Source organism: Rossellomorea marisflavi, from assembly GCF_001274775.1.
GTDB classification, from domain to species: domain Bacteria; phylum Bacillota; class Bacilli; order Bacillales; family Bacillaceae_B; genus Rossellomorea; species Rossellomorea marisflavi.
Genome location: NZ_LGUE01000001.1, coordinates 85,290 through 110,637, shown reverse-complemented (window position 1 = coordinate 110,637; position 25,348 = coordinate 85,290). Strand labels below are relative to the sequence as shown.

22 protein-coding genes are annotated in these 25,348 nt (G+C 50.5%); 5 read left to right on the top strand and 17 right to left on the bottom strand.

The genetic code is table 11. The annotated features are described in order from the left end of the window. Positions 1-16 precede the first annotated feature (16 nt). Positions 17-1,735, bottom strand: a complete 1,719-nt coding sequence (gene acsA / locus AF331_RS00590) for an acetate--CoA ligase (RefSeq protein WP_053426318.1) — start codon at positions 1,733-1,735, stop codon at positions 17-19. A gap of 240 nt (positions 1,736-1,975) precedes the next feature. Here acsA and AF331_RS00585 point away from each other — a divergent pair, with 240 nt between their 5' ends. Genes AF331_RS00585 through AF331_RS00575 form a run of 3 tightly spaced genes read left to right on the top strand, consistent with a single transcriptional unit; the run spans position 1,976 to position 4,449 of the window. Next, positions 1,976-2,608 (top strand): GNAT family N-acetyltransferase, encoded by a 633-nt coding sequence (locus AF331_RS00585; protein ID WP_053426317.1) that lies wholly within the window; start codon positions 1,976-1,978, stop codon positions 2,606-2,608. Positions 2,609-2,626: 18 nt separating this feature from the next. After that, positions 2,627-3,274 carry an acetoin utilization AcuB family protein gene (locus AF331_RS00580; protein ID WP_053426316.1) on the top strand — a complete coding sequence of 216 codons (648 nt, stop codon included), beginning with the start codon at positions 2,627-2,629 and terminating at the stop codon, positions 3,272-3,274. Further along, positions 3,268-4,449 (top strand): acetoin utilization protein AcuC, encoded by a 1,182-nt coding sequence (locus tag AF331_RS00575; RefSeq protein ID WP_152915562.1) that lies wholly within the window; start codon positions 3,268-3,270, stop codon positions 4,447-4,449. The genes AF331_RS00580 and AF331_RS00575 overlap by 7 nt, the downstream gene beginning before the upstream one ends. Before the next feature lie 100 nt (positions 4,450-4,549). On the opposite strand, the gene helD is transcribed toward AF331_RS00575, so the two are convergent. The 5 genes from helD to AF331_RS00550 form a co-directional block, all read right to left on the bottom strand. Next, positions 4,550-6,871, bottom strand: coding sequence for an RNA polymerase recycling motor HelD (helD, locus tag AF331_RS00570; RefSeq protein ID WP_053426315.1), 2,322 nt, complete (start codon positions 6,869-6,871; stop codon positions 4,550-4,552). A 187-nt stretch (positions 6,872-7,058) separates the two neighbouring features. Next, the gene (locus AF331_RS00565; RefSeq protein ID WP_053426314.1) at positions 7,059-7,664 is read right to left on the bottom strand and encodes an OmpA family protein; all 606 of its coding nucleotides are present in this window, start codon (positions 7,662-7,664) and stop codon (positions 7,059-7,061) included. Between the two features lie 37 nt (positions 7,665-7,701). Next, positions 7,702-8,511, bottom strand: coding sequence for a flagellar motor protein MotP (motP, locus tag AF331_RS00560; protein WP_053426313.1), 810 nt, complete (start codon positions 8,509-8,511; stop codon positions 7,702-7,704). Between the two features lie 99 nt (positions 8,512-8,610). Next, on the bottom strand, positions 8,611-9,609 hold the full coding sequence (ccpA, locus tag AF331_RS00555; protein WP_053426312.1) for a catabolite control protein A: 999 nt from the start codon (positions 9,607-9,609) through the stop codon (positions 8,611-8,613). 271 nt (positions 9,610-9,880) lie between these two features. Continuing rightward, positions 9,881-10,957, bottom strand: coding sequence for a bifunctional 3-deoxy-7-phosphoheptulonate synthase/chorismate mutase (locus tag AF331_RS00550; protein WP_048012699.1), 1,077 nt, complete (start codon positions 10,955-10,957; stop codon positions 9,881-9,883). Positions 10,958-11,160: 203 nt separating this feature from the next. Here AF331_RS00550 and AF331_RS00545 point away from each other — a divergent pair, with 203 nt between their 5' ends. Next, positions 11,161-13,311: a cell division protein FtsA gene (locus AF331_RS00545; RefSeq protein WP_053427719.1), complete on the top strand. Its 2,151-nt coding sequence runs from the start codon at positions 11,161-11,163 to the stop codon at positions 13,309-13,311. A gap of 76 nt (positions 13,312-13,387) precedes the next feature. Here AF331_RS00545 and AF331_RS00540 read toward each other — a convergent pair whose 3' ends face one another. From AF331_RS00540 to AF331_RS00525, 4 genes are all read right to left on the bottom strand, one after another. After that, the gene (locus AF331_RS00540; protein WP_053426311.1) at positions 13,388-13,879 is read right to left on the bottom strand and encodes a YtxH domain-containing protein; all 492 of its coding nucleotides are present in this window, start codon (positions 13,877-13,879) and stop codon (positions 13,388-13,390) included. A gap of 132 nt (positions 13,880-14,011) precedes the next feature. Beyond that, positions 14,012-14,326 carry a bacillithiol system redox-active protein YtxJ gene (gene ytxJ, locus AF331_RS00535; protein WP_053426310.1) on the bottom strand — a complete coding sequence of 105 codons (315 nt, stop codon included), beginning with the start codon at positions 14,324-14,326 and terminating at the stop codon, positions 14,012-14,014. A gap of 88 nt (positions 14,327-14,414) precedes the next feature. Further along, positions 14,415-14,852, bottom strand: coding sequence for a YtxH domain-containing protein (locus AF331_RS00530; RefSeq protein WP_053426309.1), 438 nt, complete (start codon positions 14,850-14,852; stop codon positions 14,415-14,417). Positions 14,853-14,868: 16 nt separating this feature from the next. Continuing rightward, on the bottom strand, positions 14,869-15,360 hold the full coding sequence (locus tag AF331_RS00525) for a DUF948 domain-containing protein (RefSeq protein WP_053426308.1): 492 nt from the start codon (positions 15,358-15,360) through the stop codon (positions 14,869-14,871). 197 nt (positions 15,361-15,557) lie between these two features. Between AF331_RS00525 and AF331_RS00520 the strand changes: the two genes are divergently transcribed. Continuing rightward, on the top strand, positions 15,558-16,673 hold the full coding sequence (locus AF331_RS00520; protein WP_053426307.1) for an aminopeptidase: 1,116 nt from the start codon (positions 15,558-15,560) through the stop codon (positions 16,671-16,673). 55 nt (positions 16,674-16,728) lie between these two features. Here AF331_RS00520 and murC read toward each other — a convergent pair whose 3' ends face one another. From murC to AF331_RS00485, 7 genes are all read right to left on the bottom strand, one after another. Further along, on the bottom strand, positions 16,729-18,042 hold the full coding sequence (gene murC, locus AF331_RS00515; protein WP_053426306.1) for a UDP-N-acetylmuramate--L-alanine ligase: 1,314 nt from the start codon (positions 18,040-18,042) through the stop codon (positions 16,729-16,731). 141 nt (positions 18,043-18,183) lie between these two features. Next, positions 18,184-18,813, bottom strand: a complete 630-nt coding sequence (locus tag AF331_RS00510; protein WP_053426305.1) for a hypothetical protein — start codon at positions 18,811-18,813, stop codon at positions 18,184-18,186. 165 nt (positions 18,814-18,978) lie between these two features. Further along, entirely contained in the window at positions 18,979-21,633 is a 2,655-nt protein-coding gene (locus AF331_RS00505) for a DNA translocase FtsK (protein WP_053427718.1), read from the bottom strand. A 452-nt stretch (positions 21,634-22,085) separates the two neighbouring features. Continuing rightward, entirely contained in the window at positions 22,086-22,691 is a 606-nt protein-coding gene (gene ytpR / locus AF331_RS00500; protein WP_053426304.1) for a YtpR family tRNA-binding protein, read from the bottom strand. Between the two features lie 5 nt (positions 22,692-22,696). Then, positions 22,697-23,497: a DUF1444 domain-containing protein gene (locus AF331_RS00495; RefSeq protein ID WP_053426303.1), complete on the bottom strand. Its 801-nt coding sequence runs from the start codon at positions 23,495-23,497 to the stop codon at positions 22,697-22,699. 460 nt (positions 23,498-23,957) lie between these two features. After that, positions 23,958-24,272, bottom strand: a complete 315-nt coding sequence (locus AF331_RS00490; RefSeq protein ID WP_053426302.1) for a thioredoxin family protein — start codon at positions 24,270-24,272, stop codon at positions 23,958-23,960. A 1-nt stretch (position 24,273) separates the two neighbouring features. Next, positions 24,274-25,308 (bottom strand): PTS transporter subunit IIC, encoded by a 1,035-nt coding sequence (locus tag AF331_RS00485; RefSeq protein WP_053426301.1) that lies wholly within the window; start codon positions 25,306-25,308, stop codon positions 24,274-24,276. Between the last annotated feature and the right edge of the window lie 40 nt (positions 25,309-25,348).

Sequence of the window (25,348 nt, the reverse complement as noted above, 5' to 3'; positions counted from 1 at the left end):
GGGGCCTTTCTTCGGTTCAATCTTCCATCGTACTGAGGTCGCCAGTCGGGAGATCGAGCTCCCATGCTTTCAGGACACGCCTCATGATCTTACCGCTCCTGGTCTTCGGTAGCTTATCGCGGAACTCGATTTCACGGGGTGCTGCGTGGGCTGCGAGTCCCTTTTTGACGAAGGTGCGGATTTCTTCCTTCAGCTCATCACTGATCTCATACCCGTCGCGGAGGGCGATGAACGCCTTGATGATTTCCCCGCGGACCGGATCGGGCTTGCCGATCACCCCGGCTTCCGCCACTGCCGGATGCTCTACGAGTTTGCTCTCCACTTCGAACGGACCGACGCGCTCACCCGACGTCATGATCACATCATCAACACGGCCCTGGAACCAGAAGTATCCTTCTTCATCCATGTAGGCGGAGTCTCCCGATACGTACCAGTCACCCGGCATGAAGTAGGAATCATATTTCTGCGGGTTATTCCAGATCTGACGCATCATGGACGGCCAGCCTTTTTTGATGGCAAGATTCCCCATCCGGTTCGGAGGCAGTTCGTTCCCCTGATCATCGACGATCGCAGCTTTCACACCAGGGAACGGCTTGCCCATGGAACCCGGCTTGACTTCGATGCTCGGGTAGTTGCAGATGAGTTGACCGCCCGTTTCCGTCATCCACCACGTATCATGGATACGAAGGTTGAATACCTTCATCCCCCACCGGACCACTTCCGGATTCAGGGGTTCCCCTACGCTCAGGATGTGCCGGAGGGAGCCGAGATCGAATTGCTTCACGATCTCATCCCCCGCCCCCATGAGCATGCGGAATGCAGTCGGTGCGCTGTACCATACGGTGACACCGTAATCTTCTATCGTTTTATACCAGTGCTCGGGTTTGAAGCGGCCACCGACGATGACATTCGAGGCACCGGCGAGCCATGGACCGAAGATTCCGTACGATGTCCCTGTCACCCAGCCTGGATCTGCCGTGCACCAGTACACATCTTCTTCCTGAAGGTCGAGGACCCATTTCGTTGTCTGATAGTGCTGGAGCATGGCATTATGGACATGAAGCACGCCTTTCGGTTTCCCCGTGGAGCCCGACGTATAGTGAAGGATCAATCCGTCTTCCCTGTCCACCCACTCGACAGAGAGCTTCTTGGAGGCTTCCTTGAACTTCGCCATGAAGTCGATGTGCACATCATCTTCCTTGACCCCATCCCCGATGAGGAATACGTGCTTCAGTTCAGGAAGCTCATCCACCGGTACCCGCTCGAGGAGTTCCGGGGTGGTGACGAGCACCTTGGCTCCGCTGTCCTCGAGACGATCCCTGACCGCTCCTTCCATGAAGGCTTCGAATAATGGACCGACAATGGCACCAAGCTTGATGGCGCCAAGGATGCTGAAGTATAGTTCTGGTGACCGTGGCATGAAGATGAACACCCGGTCCCCCTTTTCTACATCCCCGAAGTTCTTCAGTACATTCGCTGCCTGGTTGGACAGCTTTTTCATATCGGCAAACGTATATTTTTCATTCCGCTCAGGGTCCCGGTAGTACAGGGCCACCTTATTTTTACGGTGGGTCTCCGCATGACGGTCGATGGCTTCATGAGCCAAATTGACCCGACCGGTTTCTGACCATGAAAATTCCTTCTCTACCTCTTTCCAATCAAATGATTCATATGCTTGATCATAATCTGCGAGATTATAATCCCCCTTCGTTACTGGTAGCGCTTCCACTTTCATCGACATATCCCCCTTGTGAATGAAATGACATTTCCATTATAGTATAAATATAATATATTCTCAATTTTTTAAAAAATTAGACTAGAGAAGAATGAAGGAAGGATGATGGCAAACGTTGATCTGGCGAGCTTCTTAAAATATTCCAGAATAACGATTGAAGATAGAATGATAGAAAAGTCATGAAAGCGCTATCTCTTTCATGTATACTGATACTGAGGAAAATCAATAGGTGGTGGCCACATGGAATTTAAAATGACCTATAATGCAACAGAACTTAAGACAACCAAAGGCAGGATCGTCGTCGAGGGACCCATCTCGTCCGAAGAGCTAGCCAAACTCGATTTCCATGAAGACCTGACCGCATTCAGGCCTGCTCCGCAGCAGCATAAAGCCTTGATCGAAATCGCCCAGCTCCCGGAAGGAAGGATCATCATCGCACGGGATGAGAATCAGGTGGTGGGCTATGTTACATATCTCTACCCGGATCCCCTCGAGCGCTGGTCACAGGGGAAAATGAAAAATCTCATCGAGCTCGGTGCCATTGAAGTGATCCCGAAGTTCCGGGGGGCATCCGTCGGCAAGACCCTCCTGAACGTATCCATGATGGATGACCATATGGAGGATTTCATCATCATCACAACTGAATATTATTGGCATTGGGATCTGAAGGGGACGGGTCTTAATGTGTGGGAATACCGGAAAGTGATGGAGAAGATGATGAACGCCGGAGGATTGGAATACTTCGCAACGGATGACCCGGAGATCAGCTCCCATCCTGCGAACTGCCTCATGGCGCGTATCGGGGAGCGCGTGGACCCCGACTCCATCCAACAGTTCGATCAGCTCCGATTCATGAATCGTTTTATGTACTAGCCAAAGGGGGAAGCGAGCATGATCATTGAAGAAATCATGAAATCAAACGTAGAAACGCTCAGACCGGATGACTCAATCGAAACCGCCATCAGACTCATGAGGGAAAAGAAAATCAAGCATATCCCGATTGTGGATGATGAGATGAAAGTACTGGGGATCATCAGCGACAGGGACGTCAAAGACGCAGCACCGTCGATCCTCAATGAACAATCCGCTGATTTCACATTGAAGAACCCTGTCAGGCAAATCATGCAGCAGCAGGTCATCACCGGACATCCCCTGGATTTCGTCGAAGAAGTGGCCGCGCTCTTTTATGAGCATCGCATCAGCTGCCTGCCGATCCTGAAGGCCGATAAGCTGGTGGGGATCATCACGGAAACCGATCTGCTGTATACCCTCACTCAATTGACCGGTGCCAATCAGCCGGGATCACAGATCGAAGTGAAGGTACCTCACCGGGCAGGCATCCTTTATGAAGTGGCCGGGATCATCCGGAAGCATAATGCGAACATCCTGAGTGTCCTTGTGTATCCCGATAAACAGGATGAACAGCAGAAGGTCCTTGTCTTCCGCGTCCAGACGATGAATCCCACCCGCGTCATCGAGGAGATCAAATCGGAAGGATATAGCGTGTTATGGCCGAACATGCCGGGTATGCCATCATGAAGGATTCCGTCTTCATTTACTCCGATGACCTCCTCGGCTACCGCTTCTCCGATAACCATCCGTTCAATCAGATGCGCTTGACCCTCACCTTGGATCTACTCAGGGAATCCGGCGCGATCGAAGAGGATGAAATCGTCAAGCCACGGGCAGCCACGGAGGAAGAGCTCCAATTGAACCATGATGCGGCTTATATCCAGGCCATCAAGAAAGCCGGAAAAGGGGAGCTTCCCCCAGAGCAGGCAGAAAGCTACGGAATCGGCACCGAGGATACGCCGATCTTCCCGGGCATGCACGAGGCCAGCTCCTTCCTGGTGGGCGGTGCCCTGGAAGCGGTCGATCAGGTGATGAGCGGCAAGGCCAAGCACGCCCTCCACCTTGGCGGAGGCCTTCACCACGGGTTCAAAGGAAAGGCATCGGGCTTCTGCATTTACAATGACAGCTCCGTCGCCATACGATACCTTCAAGAAAAGCACAAAGCTAGGGTCCTCTATGTGGATACGGATGCCCACCACGGAGACGGGGTTCAGTGGTCCTTTTATGATGATCCCGATGTCTGCACCCTCTCCCTGCATGAAACGGGACGCTATCTGTTCCCGGGTACGGGAAATGTGAATGAGCGGGGACACGGGAAGGGCTATGGATACTCCTTCAACATCCCCCTTGATGCATTCACCGAGGATGAGTCATTCCTGGATGCCTATGAAACGTCGATCCGGGAGGTAGCCGAGTTCTTCAAACCGGATGTGATACTGACCCAGAACGGTGCGGATGCCCATTACTATGATCCCCTCACCCATCTTTCCACCACCATGAAGACGTACCGTGAAATCCCCAGGATCGCACACGAACTGGCCCACACGTACTGTGACGGGAAATGGATTGCCGTAGGCGGCGGCGGTTACGACATATGGCGGGTGGTGCCCAGGGCATGGTCGTTCATCTGGCTGGAAATGACGGGCAGGACCGTTGGTGGCTCCCTTCCTTCCACCTGGTACGATCGGTGGAAGACGAAATCCGGTATCACGCTGCCTAAGGACTGGATGGATCCGCCGGGAATCTACACCCCCATTCCCAGGAAGGCAGAGATCACAGAGAAGAATAAGCAGAATGTGGATAAGGCCCTCTACCCGATCCGTCAACAGCTCGGAAAAGGCGCGGGGCATGAAACTGGCTGAAGACATGTACGCAGCAGATTGACTGCTGCGTTTGTTCGATTGGAAGGAAACAAGGAACAACAAAAAATCCGATCCCCCTAAAAGGAATCGGATTTTACCATTATCCTACACTATCCCCGGTCATGATCAGACCCTCTATCATGGCCTTTTTCATAAAGGGGCTCGGTTCTCCCATTGTGTAGACCTGAAGTTCATGCATGGCCCGTGTACAGGCCGTGTAAAAGAGCCTGCGCACATCCTCTGTCCCGTAACAGTCCTCTGATGCATCATAGATGATGACAGCGTCGAACTCGATGCCTTTGGAAAGGTACGCTGGTACGATCACGACACCCTTATCATGTTCCAGCGTCCCTTTCGTGAGGAGGGTGACATCACCAAACTGGGAAAGGGCACTGAATGCTTCCGCGCTCTCCTTCGCCGTTTTGCAGATGATGGCGATGCTCTCATGGCCCGCCTCCCGGTAATGTTCAATTTTCGAGCGGACGGCGAGATGCAGTCCTGCCAGGTCTGACACCCGGTCAAGTGATGGTGTTTCTCCGCTTCGATCAAATGGGATGATATCTTCACCATCAGGAATGAGCGTGCGGGTGAATTCTATGATGGGCTTCGTCGACCGATAGCTCCTCTTGAGGCTTATGGTATCTGTCTCCCCTTCACCATACAACCCTGTCAGCGTTCGGAAATCCGCTTGCCCGCTGGCGTGGGAGAAGATGGCCTGATTGAAGTCGCCAAGGACCGTCATCCTGGCAGCCGGGAACATGCGCTTCAAGAACTCGAACTGGAACGGTGAATAATCCTGGGCCTCATCAATGACAAGATGCCTGACCGAGCTATTGATCTGGAAGCCCAGGATCAATTCTTTCAGGAAGAGGAATGGGGTCGCGTCTTCATGGTACAGGTACCCGTCATCGATGGCTTTTGCCGTCAATGCGCCGATGCCTTTCCAATGGGTCTGATCGAGGGCGTCAAAAAGGCCTTTGTAAATGGCCACAAAATCAATGAATCCGAATTCCCTGACAACGTTGCGCACCGGCTTCATTTTTTGTTGAACGATCAAACGAGCCAGCTGATCAGGCTCTACTTCGTAGTCCCCCACCGCTTCACGTTCATATCCCTTCTTCAGCGCCAGATGTGTCCGCGCATTGTGATAGGCGTGTTCACTCAGCATTTCCATGGCATCCTGCACCCATGGCTTCCTTCTTTCCCGGCGCATTACCTCCTTCAGCTTCTTCAAGATCCATTCCTGCAAGGCTTCCAGTCGATTCGAAAACTTGAGATCCAGGGCTGTTTGATAAAACCGGTCGCGGATTTCCCCTGCCGTCACCACCGGTTCACCCCTGAAGATGATATCCTTGAACGTCATACCGTCTGTATCCAATGTACGTCGATAAGCGAGGACCGACTGGATAAAGGCTACAGAAGCTTTAGAACGGATGGCGGAAAGCCGCTCGGCATAAAAGGGTTCACCTTGACCGCCAAGGACGAACTCAAGCTGATTATACGCATCCTCCACAGCAAAAGAATCACCGAGCCGGTGATCCAGGTACTCCTGGAAAGTGACCTGCTGCATGTTTTCCTCCCCTAGCTCCGGCAGTACATTGGAAACATACCGGCTGAACAGGGAGTTCGGGGAGAAGAGGACGATCTGGTCAGCATCGATGCGGTCCCTGTATTTATAGAGAAGATAAGCAATCCGCTGAAGGGCCGCCGACGTCTTCCCGCTCCCCGCTGCTCCATGGACGATGAGGAGCTTTCCTTGATCATGGCGGATGATCCGATTTTGATCCTGCTGGATGGTCGCCACGATGCTATGCATCTTTTGATCCTTTCCTCTTCCCAAGACCTGCTGGAGGATCTCATCCCCGATGGTGAGACTGGTGTCGAAAAGGGATTCAAGTACTCCCTCACGGATGAGATACTGCCACTTCCCGTTCAATTCTCCCTTGATGACCCCACCGGGAGTTTCATAAGCAGCAGGGCCTGGCTGATCATCATAATAGACGCTTGAAATCGGTGCCCTCCAATCATAGATCAGAAAATGTTCACCGGATTCATCCGTGAGGGACGAGACGCCGATATAGACTTTTTCCTTTGATTCATTTCCGTCTTCTGTGAAATCGATCCGGCCGAAGTATGGAATCCTCTTCATTCTTTCAAGAGTGGCCAGACGCTTGGAAGCGTGCCTGTGGCTGCTCTGACTGGAGGACAGGGCCAGAGCCTCCTGGCGAAGACCGATGATCGTCTCCAGGTAGTCATCGAAGCTGTCCGTATTCACCTTGACTTCATCCCAGAAATGTTTACGCGTGTGAATCACTTCCTGTTTGCGCCTGGAGGTTTCTTCTTTCAATTTTTCAATTTCACCGTTAATCTCCTCCAGCACATGATCGACACGACGTTGCTCTTTTCTGTACTCGGCATTCATAGCATTCACTCCTCGGAATCGTTTAGATAAGGGTTGACACGGATCGTGTTTGCACTGTATAATTATAATAAGGATAACTAATACCTAAATTAAACAACAGCGCATATCTATCTAACTTTATCACATAATCCGTTTGGTGACAATAATAAAAAAGAGTGGCGTTCAGGAAAATGAACGCCACTCTTTTTTATTTTTCTTTGTACGCCGGGTCGGTCACGATGATCTCCACCCTGCGGTTCTTCTGCATATGGGCATCGGAATCATTCGGTTCCACAGGCATGGTATCTCCGTAGCCGATGGCGATGAACCGTTCAGGATCCAGTCCATTTTCATTCACCAGGTACCGGATGACACTGCTGGCCCTGGCGGTTGAAAGTTCCCAGTTCGATGGATAGCGATAGGTGGAGATGGGGCGATTATCGGTATGTCCTTCCACGTCCACCTTGTTCGGCAGTTCTTCAAGGAGCCCTGCGACCATATCGAGGAACGGAAAGGCAGAGTCAAGAACTTCGGCATCCCCGGTTTCAAAAAGGGCCTGCTCTTGAAGAACGAGGACGACACCCCTGTCCGTCCGCTCAGCCTTGATGGCATCCTCCATATCATGTTCCTTCAGATAGGCCTTCACATCTTTCAGCACCACATCAAGATCACTTGTACTCCCATCCGGAATGATGGACGCACCCTGAAATGAATCGACGATGGATTCGAACTTCCCCTTATCGATCTGCGACATGGAGAAAAGCAGGATGAAAAATACGAGGATCAGGGTGACCATATCCGAAAATGTGACCATCCAGGCAGGAGTCCGGGGAGATTCTTCTTCCTTACTCCTACGCCTCATCAACGGAATCACGATCCTTCAATCGATATGTAGTCATTTCTTCCCCTGATAGGAAGACCGTAAGCTTCTCTTCGAGGACCCTCGGGTTCTGCCCTGATTGAAGGCCCATCACGGCCTCGATGACGATCTGCTTCATGAACACTTCCTTTTCAGTCTTCATGGCAAGCTTCGATGCCATGGGGATGAAGACCAGGTTTGCAAGGAGCGTCCCATACAGGGTCGTCAGCAGGGCAACGGCCATATTGGGTCCGAGGGAGGACGGGTCGCTGAGGTTCTGGAGCATGAGGACGAGTCCGATCAGAGTTCCGATCATCCCCCATGCAGGAGCGTATTCCCCTGCTTTATCTAGCAGTCTCTTATTCTTGCGATGACGCTCTTCAAGGGCAATGATTTCGGTATTCAGGATATCCGTGATGACATCCGATTCGATTCCGTCCACGGCAAGAAGGACTCCCTTCCTGATGAACGGATCCTTGATTTCTTCGACCTCGGTTTCCAAGGAAAGAAGCCCTTCCCTCCTCGCTTTGTCCGAAAGGGATACAAAGGTGGAAATCAATTCTTGTGTATCATGTTCCTGTACCCTGAATGACTCTGCCATCACTTTTCCCAGCTGCTTCAGTTCACTGAAGGAAAAGCTGACCAGCATGGCTCCGATCAAGCCGCCGATGACCACCAGGATGGACGGAATGTTGATAAAAGATGCAAAACTATCGGGACCTGCATTGGTAAGGATGGCAACACCGACGAATACAATCCCCAAGACGACGCCTAAAGGTGTAAGCATATCAAGCTTCTTCATCATGACTCTCCCTGCAAAAAAAATAAAATCCTGCCTTCCGGTCAAAAGAGGACGGAAGGCAGGATCAGCCTTCCAGACCTATCTAACCAGTTTACAGCATTATTTGGTTGAATTACGGTATTCGATGCGATGAGGAAGCACAACGGCTGCTTCATCGACCGTTTCCTTGTTCATGTACTTCGTCAAGAGTCTCATGGCCACGGCACCGATATCATAAAGCGGCTGCACGACGGACGTGAGCTGCGGACGCACCATGAGGGCAAGCCTTGTATTATCGAACGAGATGATTTCCACTTCATCCGGAATGGAAACACCGGCATCCTGCGCTCCGTGCACGACACCGAGGGCCGTTTCATCATTGCCTACGAAGACTGCAGTCGGCTTGTCCGATAGCTCAGAGAACTTCTGCCACGCTTCAAGTCCTGAATCATACGTGTATTCCCCTTCGATGACCAGTTCATCAGCGTATTCGACGCCCGCTTGTGCAAGGGCTTCACGGTATCCTTCAAGCTTGAATTTCATATTGATGGTGTCATGGAACGGACCGCTTACGAATCCGATCCGTTCATGCCCCTTATCGAGGAGATCCTTCACGGCATCGTAAGTCGCAGCTTTGTAGTCGATGTTGACGGAAGGGACTTTATTCGTTTCTTCAACCGCTCCAGCAAGGACGATCGGCACTGGTGAACGCTCGAACTCCTGCACATGTTCTTCGGAAATATGTCCACCGAGGAACAGGATGCCGTCCACTTGTTTCCCGAGCATCGTATTGAGGAGATGAAGCTCCTTCTCTGCATTCTGATCAGAGTTGCTCAAGATGATGTTGTATTTGTACATGGTGGCGATGTCTTCAATCCCCCGGGCAAGCTCTGCATAGAAGATATTGGAGATATCAGGGATGATGACTCCGACAGTCGTCGTCTTCTTGCTCGCAAGACCACGTGCAACCGCATTCGGACGGTAGCCGAGTCGATCGATGACCTCAAGTACCTTCTTCCTTGTTGCAGGCTTAACGTTGGGATTTCCGTTGACCACACGTGAAACCGTGGCCATTGATACATTGGCTTCTCTTGCTACGTCATATATTGTCACGTTCATTGCAAACACGCTCCTTTACTCATAACCATTTACCTTATTTTACACCAAATAAACCTGGAGAGCGATTACAGGACTTTGTTACATTATGCACAAGTTAGCATCCACTCATAAGTTCGATTAGTGTATACAGTATATTTATCTGCAATCACGTACATAATCATACGATAGTATATTTATTCCTGCAATGACTCTGCATCAATTCGTGAAAAAAATTCCATGAAAACGGAAGAAACGGACCCTCAAAAGGAGGATCCGTCCATTTCTTCCTTGATTATACTGTGATTGTTCTTCCTTTGAATACTTCATTGTAGAAGGTATCGAATTGATCGAGATCCATCTGCTGGGCAGAATCGGACAGGGCGACCGCCGGGTCAGGATGCACTTCTGCCATGACGCCGTCTGCACCGATGGCAAGGGCTGCCTTGGCTGTCGGGAGAAGGAGATCCCTGCGTCCTGTAGAGTGGGTCACGTCTACGAATACCGGAAGATGCGTTTCCTGCTTCAGGATCGGCACCGCGGAGATATCAAGGGTGTTACGGGTTGCTTTCTCGTACGTCCTGATTCCGCGCTCACATAGGATGATGTCTCCATTCCCTTGTGAAATGATGTACTCAGCCGCATTGATGAATTCCTCGATCGTTGCCGAAAGTCCGCGCTTCAACAGTACAGGCTTCTTAACGGCACCGGCTGCTTTCAATAGTTCGAAGTTTTGCATATTGCGGGCACCGATCTGGATGACGTCGATGTATTCGACAGCCTGTTCGATATCAGCCGGATTGACGATTTCACTGATGACCGCCAAGCCGTACTCATCGGCGACCTTCTTCAAAATCTTCAAGCCTTCCATTCCAAGTCCCTGGAAGTCATAAGGGGACGTACGCGGTTTGAATGCTCCCCCGCGGAGTAGCTTCAGGCCTTTTGCTTTGACGGCTTTCGCCACCTCTGCCACCTGCTCGTAAGATTCCACGGCACATGGCCCGAATACGAAATGAGGATTTCCATCCCCGATGGCTTCCCCGTTGATATTCACGATGGTATCTTCCGGTTTCTTTTTACGGGAAACAAGAAGGGCCTTCGAATGGTCATCCTTTTGCAGTTCTAATCCTGCTTTGAATATTTCCTTGAAAATATGTTCAACAGTCGAGTCTTTCAACGGACCGTCATTGTTTTCTTTGATCAGGTTCAACATTCCCCGTTCACGAACAGGATCATAGCGGTATACTCCTTGAGTCTCCTTGACACGCCCGATTTCTTGAACGAGCTTGGCCCGCTCATTGATGATGTCCAGTAGTTTCAGATTCAGTTCGTCGACTTGATTCCTTAATTGATCGAGCTCTTGATTACTCACAATACAGCACCCTTTCTTTTTTTCCTGTTCATACGTAAAACCTGTTATAGTTTTAAGGAAGTATGATACATTTTTGATGTTGAAACTTATTATAATAGAACATATCTCAAATGTCACGAAGAAATTTTTTTTTGATTAAACGCTTTTAAGCGTTAAAGTATTTAAGTATACTATGAGACTGGGCTGAAGCAGGTGAATGAATGGTGAAAAAAAATCAAAAAATCTTTGCACTGGACATCGGTACACGCTCAGTGGTGGGCATCATCATGGAAGAAATGGATGACCATTTTCAGGTGAGTGATATTTTAATAGAGGAGCACCGGGAACGGGCCATGCTGGACGGACAGATCCACGATGTACCTGCAGTAGCTGCCGTCATTACATCGATCAAGAGCCGTCTCGAAGATGCACACGGTCCTCTGAGGAAAGTATGCGTCGCGGCTGCCGGAAGGGCCCTGAGAACCGAAACGGCCTCCATCACCTCATCCATCAAAGGCAAGCCGCTCCTCAAGAAAGACGATGTGCTCCATCTTGAATTCGGCGCTGTCCAGGAGGCACAGGCGAAAGCTGCCGGCGATGATGCAGGTCATCACTATTATTGCGTGGGATATTCCGTGCTCTACTACCGCCTCGACGGCGAAGAGATCGGGAGCCTCATCGACCAGCAGGGCGATGAAGCGAGCGTGGAGATCATCGCCACCTTCCTTCCGCGGGTCGTCGTGGATTCACTGCTTGCCGCTCTCCAGAGGGCTGGACTCGAATTGGAAGCCCTCACCCTTGAACCGATCGCTGCCATCAACGTTTTGATCCCCCAGTCCATGCGAAGGTTGAATGTCGCCCTCGTCGATGTAGGGGCCGGTACGTCGGATGTCGCCCTGACGAACCACGGAACGGTCACAGCTTATGGGATGGTGCCGACAGCCGGGGATGAAATCACGGAAGCACTCAGCAGGGAACTGCTCCTCGACTTCCCCCTTGCGGAAAAAGCGAAGCGGCAGCTCCATGATTCTCCTTCCATCGAAGTGACGGATATCCTCGGGTTCGAAACCGTCATCCCGTCCGATGAGGTACTCCGTCGCATCGGAGCATCCATTGAGCGCCTGGCAAAAGAAATCTCGGACGAAATCCTCCGTTTGAACAACATGAAGGCACCGCAGGCCGTGATGCTCGTCGGAGGTGGCAGTCTGACACCGGGTCTACCCACCAAGCTTGCCTCTGTCCTCGGCCTGCCTGAGAACCGTGCAGCGGTCAGGGGAGTGGAAGCGATCCAGCGTGTGAAGCTACAAGGTCATATGTTGAAAGGTCCAGAACTGGTCACACCGATCGGCATTGCCATCGCCGCAAGGGAGACCCCTGTTCAATATGTGACGGTGGATGTGAACGGGCATGCCGTTAGGATGTTCGAAGTGAAGAATCTGACGGTGGGAGACTGCATCCTCTCTGCCGGCGTCAAAGTGCAGGATCTGCACGGCAAGCCCGGGAAGGCCATTTCCGTCACGGTCAACGGGCAGACACTCTCCCTACCGGGAAGTCCCGGGGAACCCCCTTCCCTGTACAAAAACGATCAGGCCTGTTCGTTTGACGATGGGGTCGGGAATCAGGACCGCCTCCTAGTGGAAAAAGGAAGGGATGGTGACGAACCCGTCGTGACCATAGGAGAACTCATGGATGAGGGTTCTGGAAAGAAGGTCTATCTACAGGAACGGGAACTCCTCCTGGAACCCGGTATCATGCTAAACGGAGTTCCTTCCGGGAAGGAGACCGTGCTGAAAGATGGGGACATCGTCGACATCACCTTTATTGAAACGATCGCAGACGCCCTGTCACAGCTCGGCTACCATGATTGGATTTCCTCCTTGAGGCCTTTCCACCTCTCCTTGAACGGAAAAGAAACGTACTTCCCTGCTTTCAACGGGAAGCTGTTACGCAACGGACAGGAAGTGAGACCGACAGCCATGGTCCACCATCTCGATCGCCTCACTTTCGAAGCTCCGTCACAACCGACCCTCGGACTCCTCCTGAACAAAAAGAAGATGCTACTGACCAAGTCGATTACCATCTCCTTTAACGGGGAGGATGTAACACTTGAAAAAGTCTTCACCACCGTCAAAAGGAACGGGGATGAGTTATCCGGGGAAGACCTTGTATTCTCCGGGGATGAGCTTATGATCCAAGAGTCGGCAGATTCACCATTCATCTTCCAGGACGTGTTTAATTTCGTGGAAATCGACATGCCGACCAACACAAGGGGGAGCTTCCTCCTCTTGAGAAACAAACTGGAAACAACCTTCTTCGACGAAATCCGGGACGGCGACCTATTGGAGATCGTCTGGCCTGAGATTAAAGTCAGATAGGAAATACGGCCACATAAAACGCCGCGAACCCTGTAACGGGGTTCGCGGCGTTTTGGTCTTCATGTGATAGGTTCGGTCATGAACCGATTTTCCCAGGAACAGGGCTTGGACGATCAACCGGATGAATCGATTCTTGATCAGATGAGGCCGTTGGAGCCCCTTCATCTTCCTTGATTTCTTCCCCTGCTTCCTTCACCTTCATGCCGATTTCCTGGAGGTCCTCAGCGGCGTCCTTGGTCGATGCGATGAGCTCTGAAGACTGCTCCTTAACCGGTTCAATAATGTCATCACTGACTCTTTCATACAGGGATTGTGCATCATTGATGGCATCCTTCAGGACAGCAGAAGCCGATTTCAAACGTCCCTGCCAATCATTCATCACCCCGGATGGATCCTCCCGGACACGATCCACCATGCCCATGGTGGAATCCTTCCATGACGTCGTCTTCGTCGCCACCCTCCGTCGGGTGCCAGAGTCAAGCATGGCAATGGCTCCGCCTACTGCCGCGCCCAGCATGATGCCTTTCATCAACTTTCCACTTCTCGAACGGGTTCTCGTTGAATTCATTGGATTGTGTTCCTCCTTGAATTATCGTTATATAAACCCTTTCCCTTTCGACAAGAAAGTAAACCCTGGCACAGGCGCGTCAGCCAGGGGGAAAAACAAAAAAGCCCTCTCAGGCTTTTTTGTGGATGCAGATTATAGTTTATCAAGTTCTGTTTCTGTAATGTTCCAGTGGGAAGCATTCCATCCCGGTTTCCCGTCGATAAAAAGGAAGGCCTGAGGAGACTCATGCTTGATACCGAACTTCTCCGCGATATGATTGGATAGTTCCTTTGCTTCCTGAACAGCGAGGTAGTAGCCCTCTTCTTCCCCGTGTTTGTTTAAAAACGACTGGTACTCATTGAACGCATTGCCGCTGATCGGACATGTCAGGCTATGCTTCATGAAGAAAAAGCGGGGCTGACTCTCTGCGAGGTTTTCGAATTCTTGTACGGTTTCAATTTTTTTCATTATCCAACTTCCTTTCAGCATAATAAAAACGGTGAAGTCATCATATCACTTCACCGTTCCTTCAATCAATGACCACGCGTTGGCGAAATCAGTTGTTGTATGTTTTTTCTGTTTCATCAAAGGCTTTTTTCGTTTCTTCAAGCTTTTGATTCACATCGCCCGTTTCTGCAGGTACTTCTTCCTCACCTTCAGCACTTCCGGAACGGTATGATTTGATTTTACCGACTACCTGGTTGGACTGCTCTTGAACCGTCTTTGTCAAAGAAGAAGATTTCTCTTTGGCAGCTGCAGCCAATTCATTGCTTTTTTCAACGGCCGTGTCCTTCCACTGGCTCGTCTTTTCTTTCCAGTTGCCTGCCTGTTCGTTGATATCGTTGCGAAGATCTTTACCGGATTTTGGAGCGAGCAGAAGAGCGGTTGCAGCCCCGACGATACCGCCGATCAACGTGCCGATGATGAAATCTTTCGAATTGATGTTGCTGTCATTGGTTTGATTTGGATTTTGCTGATTGTACTGCTGTGTCATAATGTTCATTCCCCTCTCAATTATAAGATCTGGCTCTTTTTATCATTTTTTCCCTTGCGCCGATGTCATCGGATGCTGGTACGGGAGGTTGTTCAACAGCCTTCCGTTCTTTCCACTTGCCCCGAAGTTCCATCAGCGTATTGCCCCACTGAACCACCTGGGAAATCCTGCCTTGATTACGTTCGAGTTCAGACGAGATGTTCGTGCTGACCTTCTTCACAGACGTATTCAGGTTCTGGATCGAATGTCCGACATCCCTCACTGCATAAACGACCGTATTCAAGTCTTCGGATTTCTTTTGGATGTCCTCTGCAAGAAGATTCGTTTTATGTAGCAATTCAGTAGACTCTTTCGTGATTCCCTGCAGCTGACCTTCAAGGCCGTTCAGGGTCGTCGACACGCTGTCGAGCGTCGTCCCGAGGGACTTCAATGTCTTCATGAGGCTGATCACGAGGACGAAGAATGCCACCGCGATGACTGCGACACTAAGATAAAGAATGATTTCCATCTGCTACACCTCCATGTATAGAAATCCTTTACCCTCATATGAATTCATTAAACATTATACTAGTATTTCTTCCTTTTCTCTCATAATTCCTCTTTTTACTTTCAAAAAAAATATCTGTATATTCAAAACGGCAGATGGCGCATGGTTGAAGCATTTAGGGTAAAATAGAAGGGAATACATAACTAGGGGGAAACACAATGAAAGATCCAAGGATCCAGAAACTAGCAAAGAACCTGATCAATTACTCCGTCCAGCTCCAGCCGGGCGAAAAAGTCCTGATCGAGAACTTCGGGCTGCAGCGCGAACTCGTCACCGCCCTTGTAAAGGAAGCCTATGAAGCAGGCGGGTACCCGTTCGTCACCATCAAGGACGCAGCTGTCGACCGCTCCCTCCTCATGGGTGCACAAGAAGAACAATATGAGATGATGGCCGACTTCGAAGCACGGAAGATGGAGCAGATGGACGCCTACATCGGGTTGCGCTCGGGAGATAACATCAACGAACAATCGGATGTTCCTGACGAAAAGATGAGGATCCATGGCAACACGATCGGCAAAAAGGTCCATAGGGAGATCCGTGTACCGAAGAAAAAATGGGTCGTGCTCCGCTACCCGACTTCATCCATGGCACAGCTAGCAAAAATGAGCACCGAGGCATTCGAAGACTTCTACTTTGATGTATGCAACCTCGATTACAGTAAGATGGATGCGGCCATGGACAGCCTTGCCGATCTCATGAACAGGACGGATCGTGTGCGCCTGACAGGGGAAGGCACGGACCTGACGTTTTCCATCAAGGATATACCAGCGGTCAAATGCGCCGGCCGGTTGAATATTCCCGACGGGGAAGTATACAGTGCCCCGGTGAAGGACTCGGTCAACGGTGTGATTTCCTACAACACGCCGTCGCCTTATAACGGCTTTACTTTCGAAAACGTCAAGCTTACGTTCAAGGATGGGAAGATCGTAGAAGCGGAAGCGAATGATTCGGACCGGATCAACAAGATCTTCGATACGGATGAAGGAGCAAGGTATGTGGGAGAATTCGCCATCGGCGTCAATCCGTTCATCCAGCACCCGATGCAAGACATCCTTTTTGACGAGAAGATCGATGGCAGCTTCCATTTCACCCCTGGTGAATGTTATGAAGATGCTTATAATGGCAACCATTCCAATATTCATTGGGATATGGTCATGATCCAGCGCCCTGAATATGGCGGCGGGGAGATCTACTTCGATGATGTCCTTATCAGGAAAGATGGACGGTTCGTCATCCCCGAACTTGAAGGATTGAATCCCGAAAACCTGAAATGAGCATAGGAAAAGCCATCCGCGATCATTCGCGGATGGCTTTTTATTGTATGCAGAATTACTCTGCCACCTGTTCGTTCAGAACGGATTCATAGGACTGCTGGAATTTCTGGATGTCCCCTGCCCCCATGAAGATCAGCACGCTGTCTTCATGATGAAGAAGAGCGGTTGTATCACGCTCATCGATGATTTCGCACCCATCGATTTTGGTTTCAAGATCATGGATGGAAAGCTTTCCGTGATTTTCCCTGGCAGAGCCGAAGATTTCGCACAGATACACTTTATCAGCGAGCTGAAGGCTTTCAGCAAACTCTGAAAGGAATGTCTGTGTCCTTGTGAACGTGTGCGGCTGGAAGACAGCGACGATATCCTTATTCGGATACTTTTGACGGGCCGAATCAAGTGTGGCTGTGATCTCCGTCGGATGGTGGGCATAATCATCCACAAGGATCTGACCGCCTACCTTCTTCTCAGAGAAGCGGCGCTTGACGCCTTCGAATGTCTGCAGTCTTTCCTGTACGATCGCCGTATCAAGCTCTTCATAATGACAAAGGGCAATGACAGAGAGGGCGTTCAGGATGTTATGATCTCCGTAAGTCGGGATCTTGAAAGACGCGTAGAATTCGTTGCGTACGAACACATCGAATGATGTTCCGTTTTCATCATGGGCTACATTTCGTGCCTGGAAGTCATTCTCCTCGGCAAAGCCGTAAAATACGACGGGAACCCTTGCCTGGATCTTTTGAAGCTGTTCATCATCCCCACACGCAATGATCCCTTTCTTCACCTGCATGGCCATTTCCTGGAATGCAGAGAATACATCGTCGATATTGGCGAAGTAATCAGGATGATCGAAGTCGATATTCGTCATGATCGCATAGTCAGGATAGTATGAAAGGAAATGACGTCGGTATTCACACGCTTCGAATACGAAGTAGTTCGCATCCACTTCCCCTTTACCCGTTCCATCACCGATCAGGTAGGAAGTCGGCTTCGCTCCTCTGATCACGTGTGCGAGGAGACCTGTCGTGGATGTCTTCCCGTGCGCTCCAGTGACGGCTACGCTTGTGAATTCCTGCATGAAGTCACCGAGGAATTTATGGTAACGCGTCACAGGCAGGCCAAGTTCTTTGGCTGCCACGATTTCCTCATGTGTGTCGGGGAATGCATTTCCGGCGATCACATGCATATCTCCGCCGATGTTTTCCTTTTGGAAAGGAAGGATTTTGATGTTTGCATCATCCAACGCTTTTTGGGTGAAAAAGTATTTTTCTACATCGGAACCCTGGACCTGATAATCCATATCATGAAGGATCTGGGCTAATGCGCTCATGCCCGAACCTTTGATTCCTACGAAATGATATATCGTCATAATAGAACCTCCAACAATCGTCTATCTTAAAAACATTATATGAAATCATGATTTTTTTGCCATTAAGGACCAATGGTGAACACTGTCAACTTGAAACATTATACCACCTTTTAAAAACTGTGACCATGAAGAAGGAAATTTTCAGTCAGTTAGAATGAATTCCGGTGCTTCTTCTTTCAGGAACGCCCTCCATAAACCACCATTTTCTTGATACCTTTGACCGTATCGCATCTTCATCGTGTCCACAATGTCAGGTGATCCCGCTTCAAAGACGGGACCTAGTATCCACTCATGGGTGACCAGAGGGACTTTCCTCACAAAATAGATCCTGTCCTTCTTTAAATAAGTGTTACCCCTCAATCGGGACCACTCACGGTGATCGCCCAATAACGGCATGCAGAGGGTGTCATCGCTCTCATGTTCAACCGATACAGGCTCCCACGGCAAGGTCATCATCACAGCCCCCAAGGTCTTCTGTGAAGGCGAAAGGGCCTGGGTCTGGAGAAACTGGAAGAACAGTGTGGTCCCCTTGATTGTCTTGTAATCAAATAAAAGCCATTCTGAAAATACGTCTTCAGTAAGGCTGTCTGATTCCACCGGGGCAAATCGCTTGGTAAAGATCATCTTCGCCCTTACGATTTCCCGGATATTTGGTTCGTGCCGACAGAACTCCTTGGCGGACTCATACACCGCACGGGTCTGTTCCTCTGCTATCATTTGTTTACGGTGACGGTACTCCGTCAAATCCAGTAAACCTCTCTCTGCGTCCATTCTGCTCACCTATCCACTCGTTGTTCTCCCCGTCTGGTGAAACCCTTTGGTATAGTACCCCCGCGGGGATCATCTGAAACTGCCAGGAAAATAAAGAGGATCCTGTCAGTGACACATTCCAATCAAGTCACCAACAGGATACCACATATTACCTTATGCTTCCACTCAGACGAGTGTCTCCAGCTCTGTCTCGGAGATCAGCACATCCCTCGGCTTGCTTCCCCTTGCTTCAGAGATGATACCATTATTCTCCATCATTTCCATCAATCTCGCTGCACGGTTATAGCCGATTCGGAAACGCCTCTGAAGAGAGGATGCCGAGGCTCCCCCCTGATCGACGACAAATTCACATGCTTCAAGGAATAGTTCATCCTCTTCTTCCGTGACCTGTGCCTTCTTCAGGAGTTCATCCTGTTCAAAAAGATAATGGGGTGCACGCTGGTCCCTGACGTGGGAGATGATGTCATCGATTTCGTCATCAGAGACGAACGTGCCTTGAAGCCGGACCGGCTTGGATGACCCATTTTCGAGGAACAGCATATCCCCGCGCCCCAGCAGTCGTTCTGCTCCGCTTCCATCAATGATGGTTCGTGAATCCACGGCAGATGAGACGGAGAAGGCGACCCTGGTCGGTACGTTGGCTTTGATCAGACCGGTAATGACATCGACTGAAGGCCGCTGTGTGGCAATGATGAGATGGATCCCGCATGCCCTTGCTTTTTGGGCGATGCGACAGATGGCCTCTTCCACATCGGCAGGCGACATCATCATCAAGTCGGCAAGCTCGTCGATGACGATCACAAGGTAAGGAAGCTTATCACTATACTGCTTGTTCTTTGTGGCAAGCTCATTGAATCGCTTGATGTCCCTTACTCCGGTATGGGCGAAGAGCTCGTAGCGGCGCTCCATCTCTTCGACGGCCCACTTCAAGGCGGCGGTTGCAGCCTTCACATCGGTGATGACGGGGCTGACAAGATGGGGAATGCGGTTGTAAGGAGCGAGTTCCACCATCTTCGGATCGATCAGCATCATCTTCAACTCATCAGGCGATGATTTGTACAAAAGACTGACGAGGATCGAGTTGATGCACACGCTCTTACCGGAACCGGTGGCCCCGGCAATCAGTCCATGAGGCATCTTGCTGAGATCCGTCACGATGGGCTGACCGGAAATATCAAGACCGAGTGCAGCTGTAAGCGGGGAGTCCGCTTCTTGGAAAGCAGGGCTCGCAATGACTTCGCTGATGCATACCGGACGGCTGTCCCGATTCGGCACCTCGATGCCGATCGTATGCTTACCAGGGATGGGCGCTTCGATCCTGATATCCTTGGCGGCGAGGCTCAGCTTGATATCATCAGAAAGGTTAGTGATTTTATTCACCTTCACTCCTGGTTCAGGTTGCACTTCAAAGCGGGTGACCGACGGACCCTGAGTCACATTCACGACTCTCGCCCTTACATTGAAGTTCAGAAGGGTCTCATCGAGGAGTGCACTCTGGGTGTCCAGCCACTCTTCACTCATCGTTTTGGATACGGGGGGATTCAGGTATTCCAGACTCGGAAACTCATACTCATTTAACGTCTTGGTGGAAGAGCTGAGCTCACTATAGCTTTTTACGGCTTCCTCCCCTTGAACGACAGTCTGTTCCATTTCATGTTGACGTTCAGGTTGCTCCTCCACAGGTTCTTCCACCTGTGGACGTTGAACCCTCACGTTGGGAGAAGGAGCCGGCTGTTGCCGGCGCTCGGACATGCTCCGCTTATCCTGATTCAGCATGAGGACATTGAACGGCAGATGCGTCCGTTTCTTCTGCTTCCGTTCTTCCTGGAACTCGTCTACAGGCATGGCGCTTTCTGCTTCTGCATCATGTTCTGAAACAGCTTCAGCCCTATCCTCCCGGGATTCTGCATGCAAAGGGGCGATAGGTTCTTCCGTGTTCACAACCGGCGTAACGTGTTCCACATACTCATCGGAAGGAGCTGATTCCCCTTGATCTTCAAACCGGACATCTTCCCTTTCCTCCACAGCCCCGATAGATGCAGGGGCATCCGTTATGTCCAGTGTTCCTGTTGCATCGAAAACCTCTTCGTCAGCGGCTGGGGATGAAAGAACTTCTGACCTTTCTTCTGTCACTGTTTCGGTAATCGGCGCCACATCATGTTCGTCTGAAGGGCTCTTGGATTCATGTAATTCAAAATCCACCGCTTCTTCCGTTCGGGCTTCGACCTCCGGTACATCATGATGGGCAGGCGGAGCGGGCAGGGGCTCCTCCCTCACATCCGGTACATTGACCGAAGCCGGTGGATGACTATGTAAAAAATTGCCCAGTTCGTACTCGACTTCCTGCTTTTTGATCGGCCGCTCCCTGAATCCATAGATAGGTGAAGGGATTTCCGTTGGTTTGAACGGTCTGGTCCCCTTCCCTTTCTGTACTTTTGAAGTGACCGTTTTAGACGGTGCGGACGTTGATTGGTGTACAGGTTTGGGTTGGGCCTCCTTGCGGGGACGCTCCACCCGTTCTTTCTCACGCTTAGGGCGTTCGGGCTGCTTTTCCGTGACTTCTTTCTTATCACGATCCCGGGTCCGTCTTTCCCGGGTCCGTCTTTCCCGGCTCCCCCCTTCCCCATCACCGATCAAAGGAAAACGGAAATTCCCCTTCGGATATTGATAGGTCATCCGTGCTTCGACATCGCGCTGATAAGGGGCCGCCGGATTCCCAGCCTGCTTCCCGACAGGGCGCTGCACCTCATCTTCCACATACTCTTCATAACTATCATCAACATCAGAAAATTTCCCGATAATCTTCTTAATCCAACTCACGTCAATCACTCTTTCCTTCATACTTACTATCATTCTATCAGTTCATCGGAAAAATTCGAGACATTTCACCACAAAATGAACATTGTTAGAAAAATGTGTCGAAACCAACATCCATGTAAATAGAATGTAACAAGAAAAGCGCAGGCGGGTTGGGCTGACCCGACAAGCATAAGATGGGGTGGGCAGAAAGGCGCTTTTGGCCTTTTTGACCTCCACAGCTTATGACCTCGAGGGGCAACCCGCCGGAGCTAGACAGATAGAAAAGCGGAGGGGGCTTGCCCTGAGGCGACAAGCATAAGGCGAGTCACCCGGAAAGGCGCTCTTTGCCTTTTTGAGTGGCTTGACTTATGACCTCGAGCCTCAAGACCCCGGAGCTGGACATGCAGAAGATCGAAAAGATTCATCGATCAAACAAAAAAACCGGACCATAAAAGGCCCGGGTCAACATTCCATTATCCTTTGAACGCTTGTCCTACTTCGTACTGATCGTTAAGGACGAGGATTCCTTTTTCTTGGGGAGCATCCGGCAGGTCGAGTTCTTTGGCAGAGCAGATCATGCCGGAAGAAGGCACGCCGCGAAGCTCTGCATCTTTGATGACCATCCCGCTCGGCATGACGGCGCCGACTTTTGCCACAACCACTTTTTGTCCTTGATCGACATTCGGTGCACCGCAGACGATTTGAAGCGTTTCGTCTCCGACCTCAACCTTGCAGATATTGAGCTTGTCGGCGTTTGGATGCTTTTCTTTTTCCGCTACGTAACCGACAACGAACTTAGGTGTGAAGTCCCCTTCAAGCACATCTTCAAAGCCGTTTTTGGCGATGGCTTCGTTGATGCTTTTCAGCTTCTCATCATCCATCTCCACTTGTCCTTTGGCTTCGAGGCTTAAGTAAGTGGAAGCGTTGAACAGATTGTAGCCGACTGTTTCATGTGATTCTTCATTGAACAGGCGGGCTGCATCGCCTTTTCTTTCATGGCCAACGCTTCCTTCGAATGTCGGATCCATTGTGATGATGAGGGTATCGCCGATGCCCTCCAGATTATAAAATACGTTCATGTATGTTACTCCCTTTCTTTTTTACGATTTTTAGCTAGTATGAAGATCGGCTCAAGCTCTCCTTCATCGTATACGAAGGACAGCGCAGTGATGGGAACATTCCCGTTGGTGAAGAAGCTCATGGTCATTTGCGCGAGGACGTCATAGCCGGTCTCATTGCGCATATCCCCGATGATCAACACATCCTGGTGGGGAACCGATACCGTCATCTCCCCTGATACTGTTTCCTTCATGTCCCGTAAAAAGGATTCGTTCAGGATCCTGCTCGCGTCATAGCCATCATTTTGATTCAGGAAATAGAATGTATTCCCTGCCACTTCATCTTTTTTCATGGCGGTCGGGAGACGCCTCACATTGAAGAGGGCGATTTCCTTGAGCTGTTCACGTGTCCACCCTTCCGATTTCATCATCCGTTCGTCGATCAAGCGATAGGTACTTCCGGAATCGAGTGCGTAATAGATCCTCGTCTCGGCTGTATGTTCATCGGTAATGAGCGGGATGTCATCAGGTGATTCCGTTGCAAAAGAAGTGGACCGGATGACAGGGAAGATGTTTTGTTCATGTTTGTTTGCCTTTTCTTCGCCCATGGCATTCAATGCTTCCTCTACATAGTAGACCACTTCTTCGATGATGGTCTTGTTATTTTCCTTCCACTTGGAAACAATGGGGGGAAGTGCAACCGTCATCCCCTTCTTTGTGTCTTTCCGCTCGATGCGGAGAGTTTCTTTTTCACGGTCATATGTAATCAGGCGGTCAGGTGACTGCAGACGTTCCTGAAGTTGTTTTTTCAATTTTTTTGTATCCATAGTGCAACCTCCTTCCACATGCGGTCTCGCTTCTGTTATTTTACATGAAAAGCGCCGAATTTCAAAAGAAAATCACGAAATGTCCAAGCCGTCCATCCTTACGCCAAGGAACTGTCGGATTCTTTCAGTGTAACCGGACAGAAAAAAGAGGATGCGACAAAACTAAAAATGGCCCCTTTAGTGCCGAACACGATTAGTATAGGATCTTAATACCGCTCATGATCTCCGTGCAAGACTTCGCTTTCCGCGGGTAGCCCGTGAGCCTCCTCGGCACGCCTGTGGGGTCTCACATCAGCTACTCTTCCCGCCGGAGTCTTCGTCTTGCACTCCGATCAACCCCTGGAAACGATGAAATTCGAATGTAAACAAATTTAAAACCCGAATCATTTGCTTTATCGTAGGCAAATGATTCGGGTTTTACTATGACTAAAACATATTTTTCTCAGCCTCTTCGATCCTCTTAGCCAAGCTGATTCATGAAATCCTCGATCTCTTCTTTGGTTTTACGGTCCTTGCTGACGAAACGTCCCAGCTCCTTACCGTCACCGAAAGCGAGGAAGCTCGGGATACCAAAGATATCATGTTCGATGCAGATATCGATGAACTGGTCGCGGTCCACATAAATGAACGTGAATTCGCTGTACTCACTCTCGATTTCAGGCAGGATCGGCTCGATGATCCGGCAGTCCGGACACCAATCTGCCGAGAACATGAATACATGCTTCCCGTTCGCCTTCAACTCATGAAATTCTTCTTCTGATGCCAGTTTTCGCATGTTACTTACCTCCAATATCAAGCGTTAATTGATCGGGTTTGATCCACCCTAGTTTACGCATATATTCAGATAGTAACAGGCTGATGATGGCAGGTCCAATGATATGCAATACGAGGACCTGGATCAGGACACCCGAGCTGAAGCCCATGGTCTGGAACGTCATGATCTGACCGACCAATCCGCTTGTCCCCATACCGGCTCCTGCTGCATTATTCTCCATCACCCAGATCGTCGTCCCGATGGGGGCAAGGATCATGCCCGCCAGTGTCGGAGGCAGGAGGATGAGGGGATTGCGTATGATATTCGGCACCTGTAGCATCGAGGTCCCGATCCCTTGAGCAAGCAGACCACCAAACCGGTTCTCCCGATAGCTTATGACCGCGAACCCGACCATCTGAGCGGCACAGCCGATCGTTGCTGCACCTGCAGCCACTCCATTCAGATCGAGCATGAGGGCGATGGCGGCACTTGAGATCGGTGCCGTCAGGGCGAGACCCATGAGCATGGCCACGAGGATCCCCATCAGGATCGGCCGCTGCTCTGTTGCCCAGCTGATCCATCCGCCGAACATGGTCATGAATGTGGAAATACCCGGTCCGATGAAGGAAGCGGCGGCAAACCCTGTGAGAATGGTCGTGAACGGAGTGACAATGATATCAAGCTTCGTGGTTTTACTGATCAGTTTCCCGACTTCCACAGACAGGACCGCCGCCACATACGCACCGGCCGGTCCACCGAGTGCCGCACCGGCTGCCCCCGTGACGACTGCCGAGAAAAGCACGAGCGGCGGGGCCCCGAGCCCGTAGGCGATGGCTGCACCGATAGCTGGCCCCATCATGGAAGAGGCCACGCCTCCCATCTCGATCAAAAATTGCTGCAATCCTTCAGGCAGAAACCCTGCCTGTTCCCCGATCGTCTTCATGATCAGTCCGATGATGAGGGAGCTGAATAATCCAAGAGCCATGAAGCTCAAAGCATCTATTAAATAAACCCTCGCTGAGGGCTTAACCCCTTTCCGAGCAAGCCATTCCTTCATACTGGTTCCCCTTTCAACCCTTAGTCTTTTACTAGTGTAA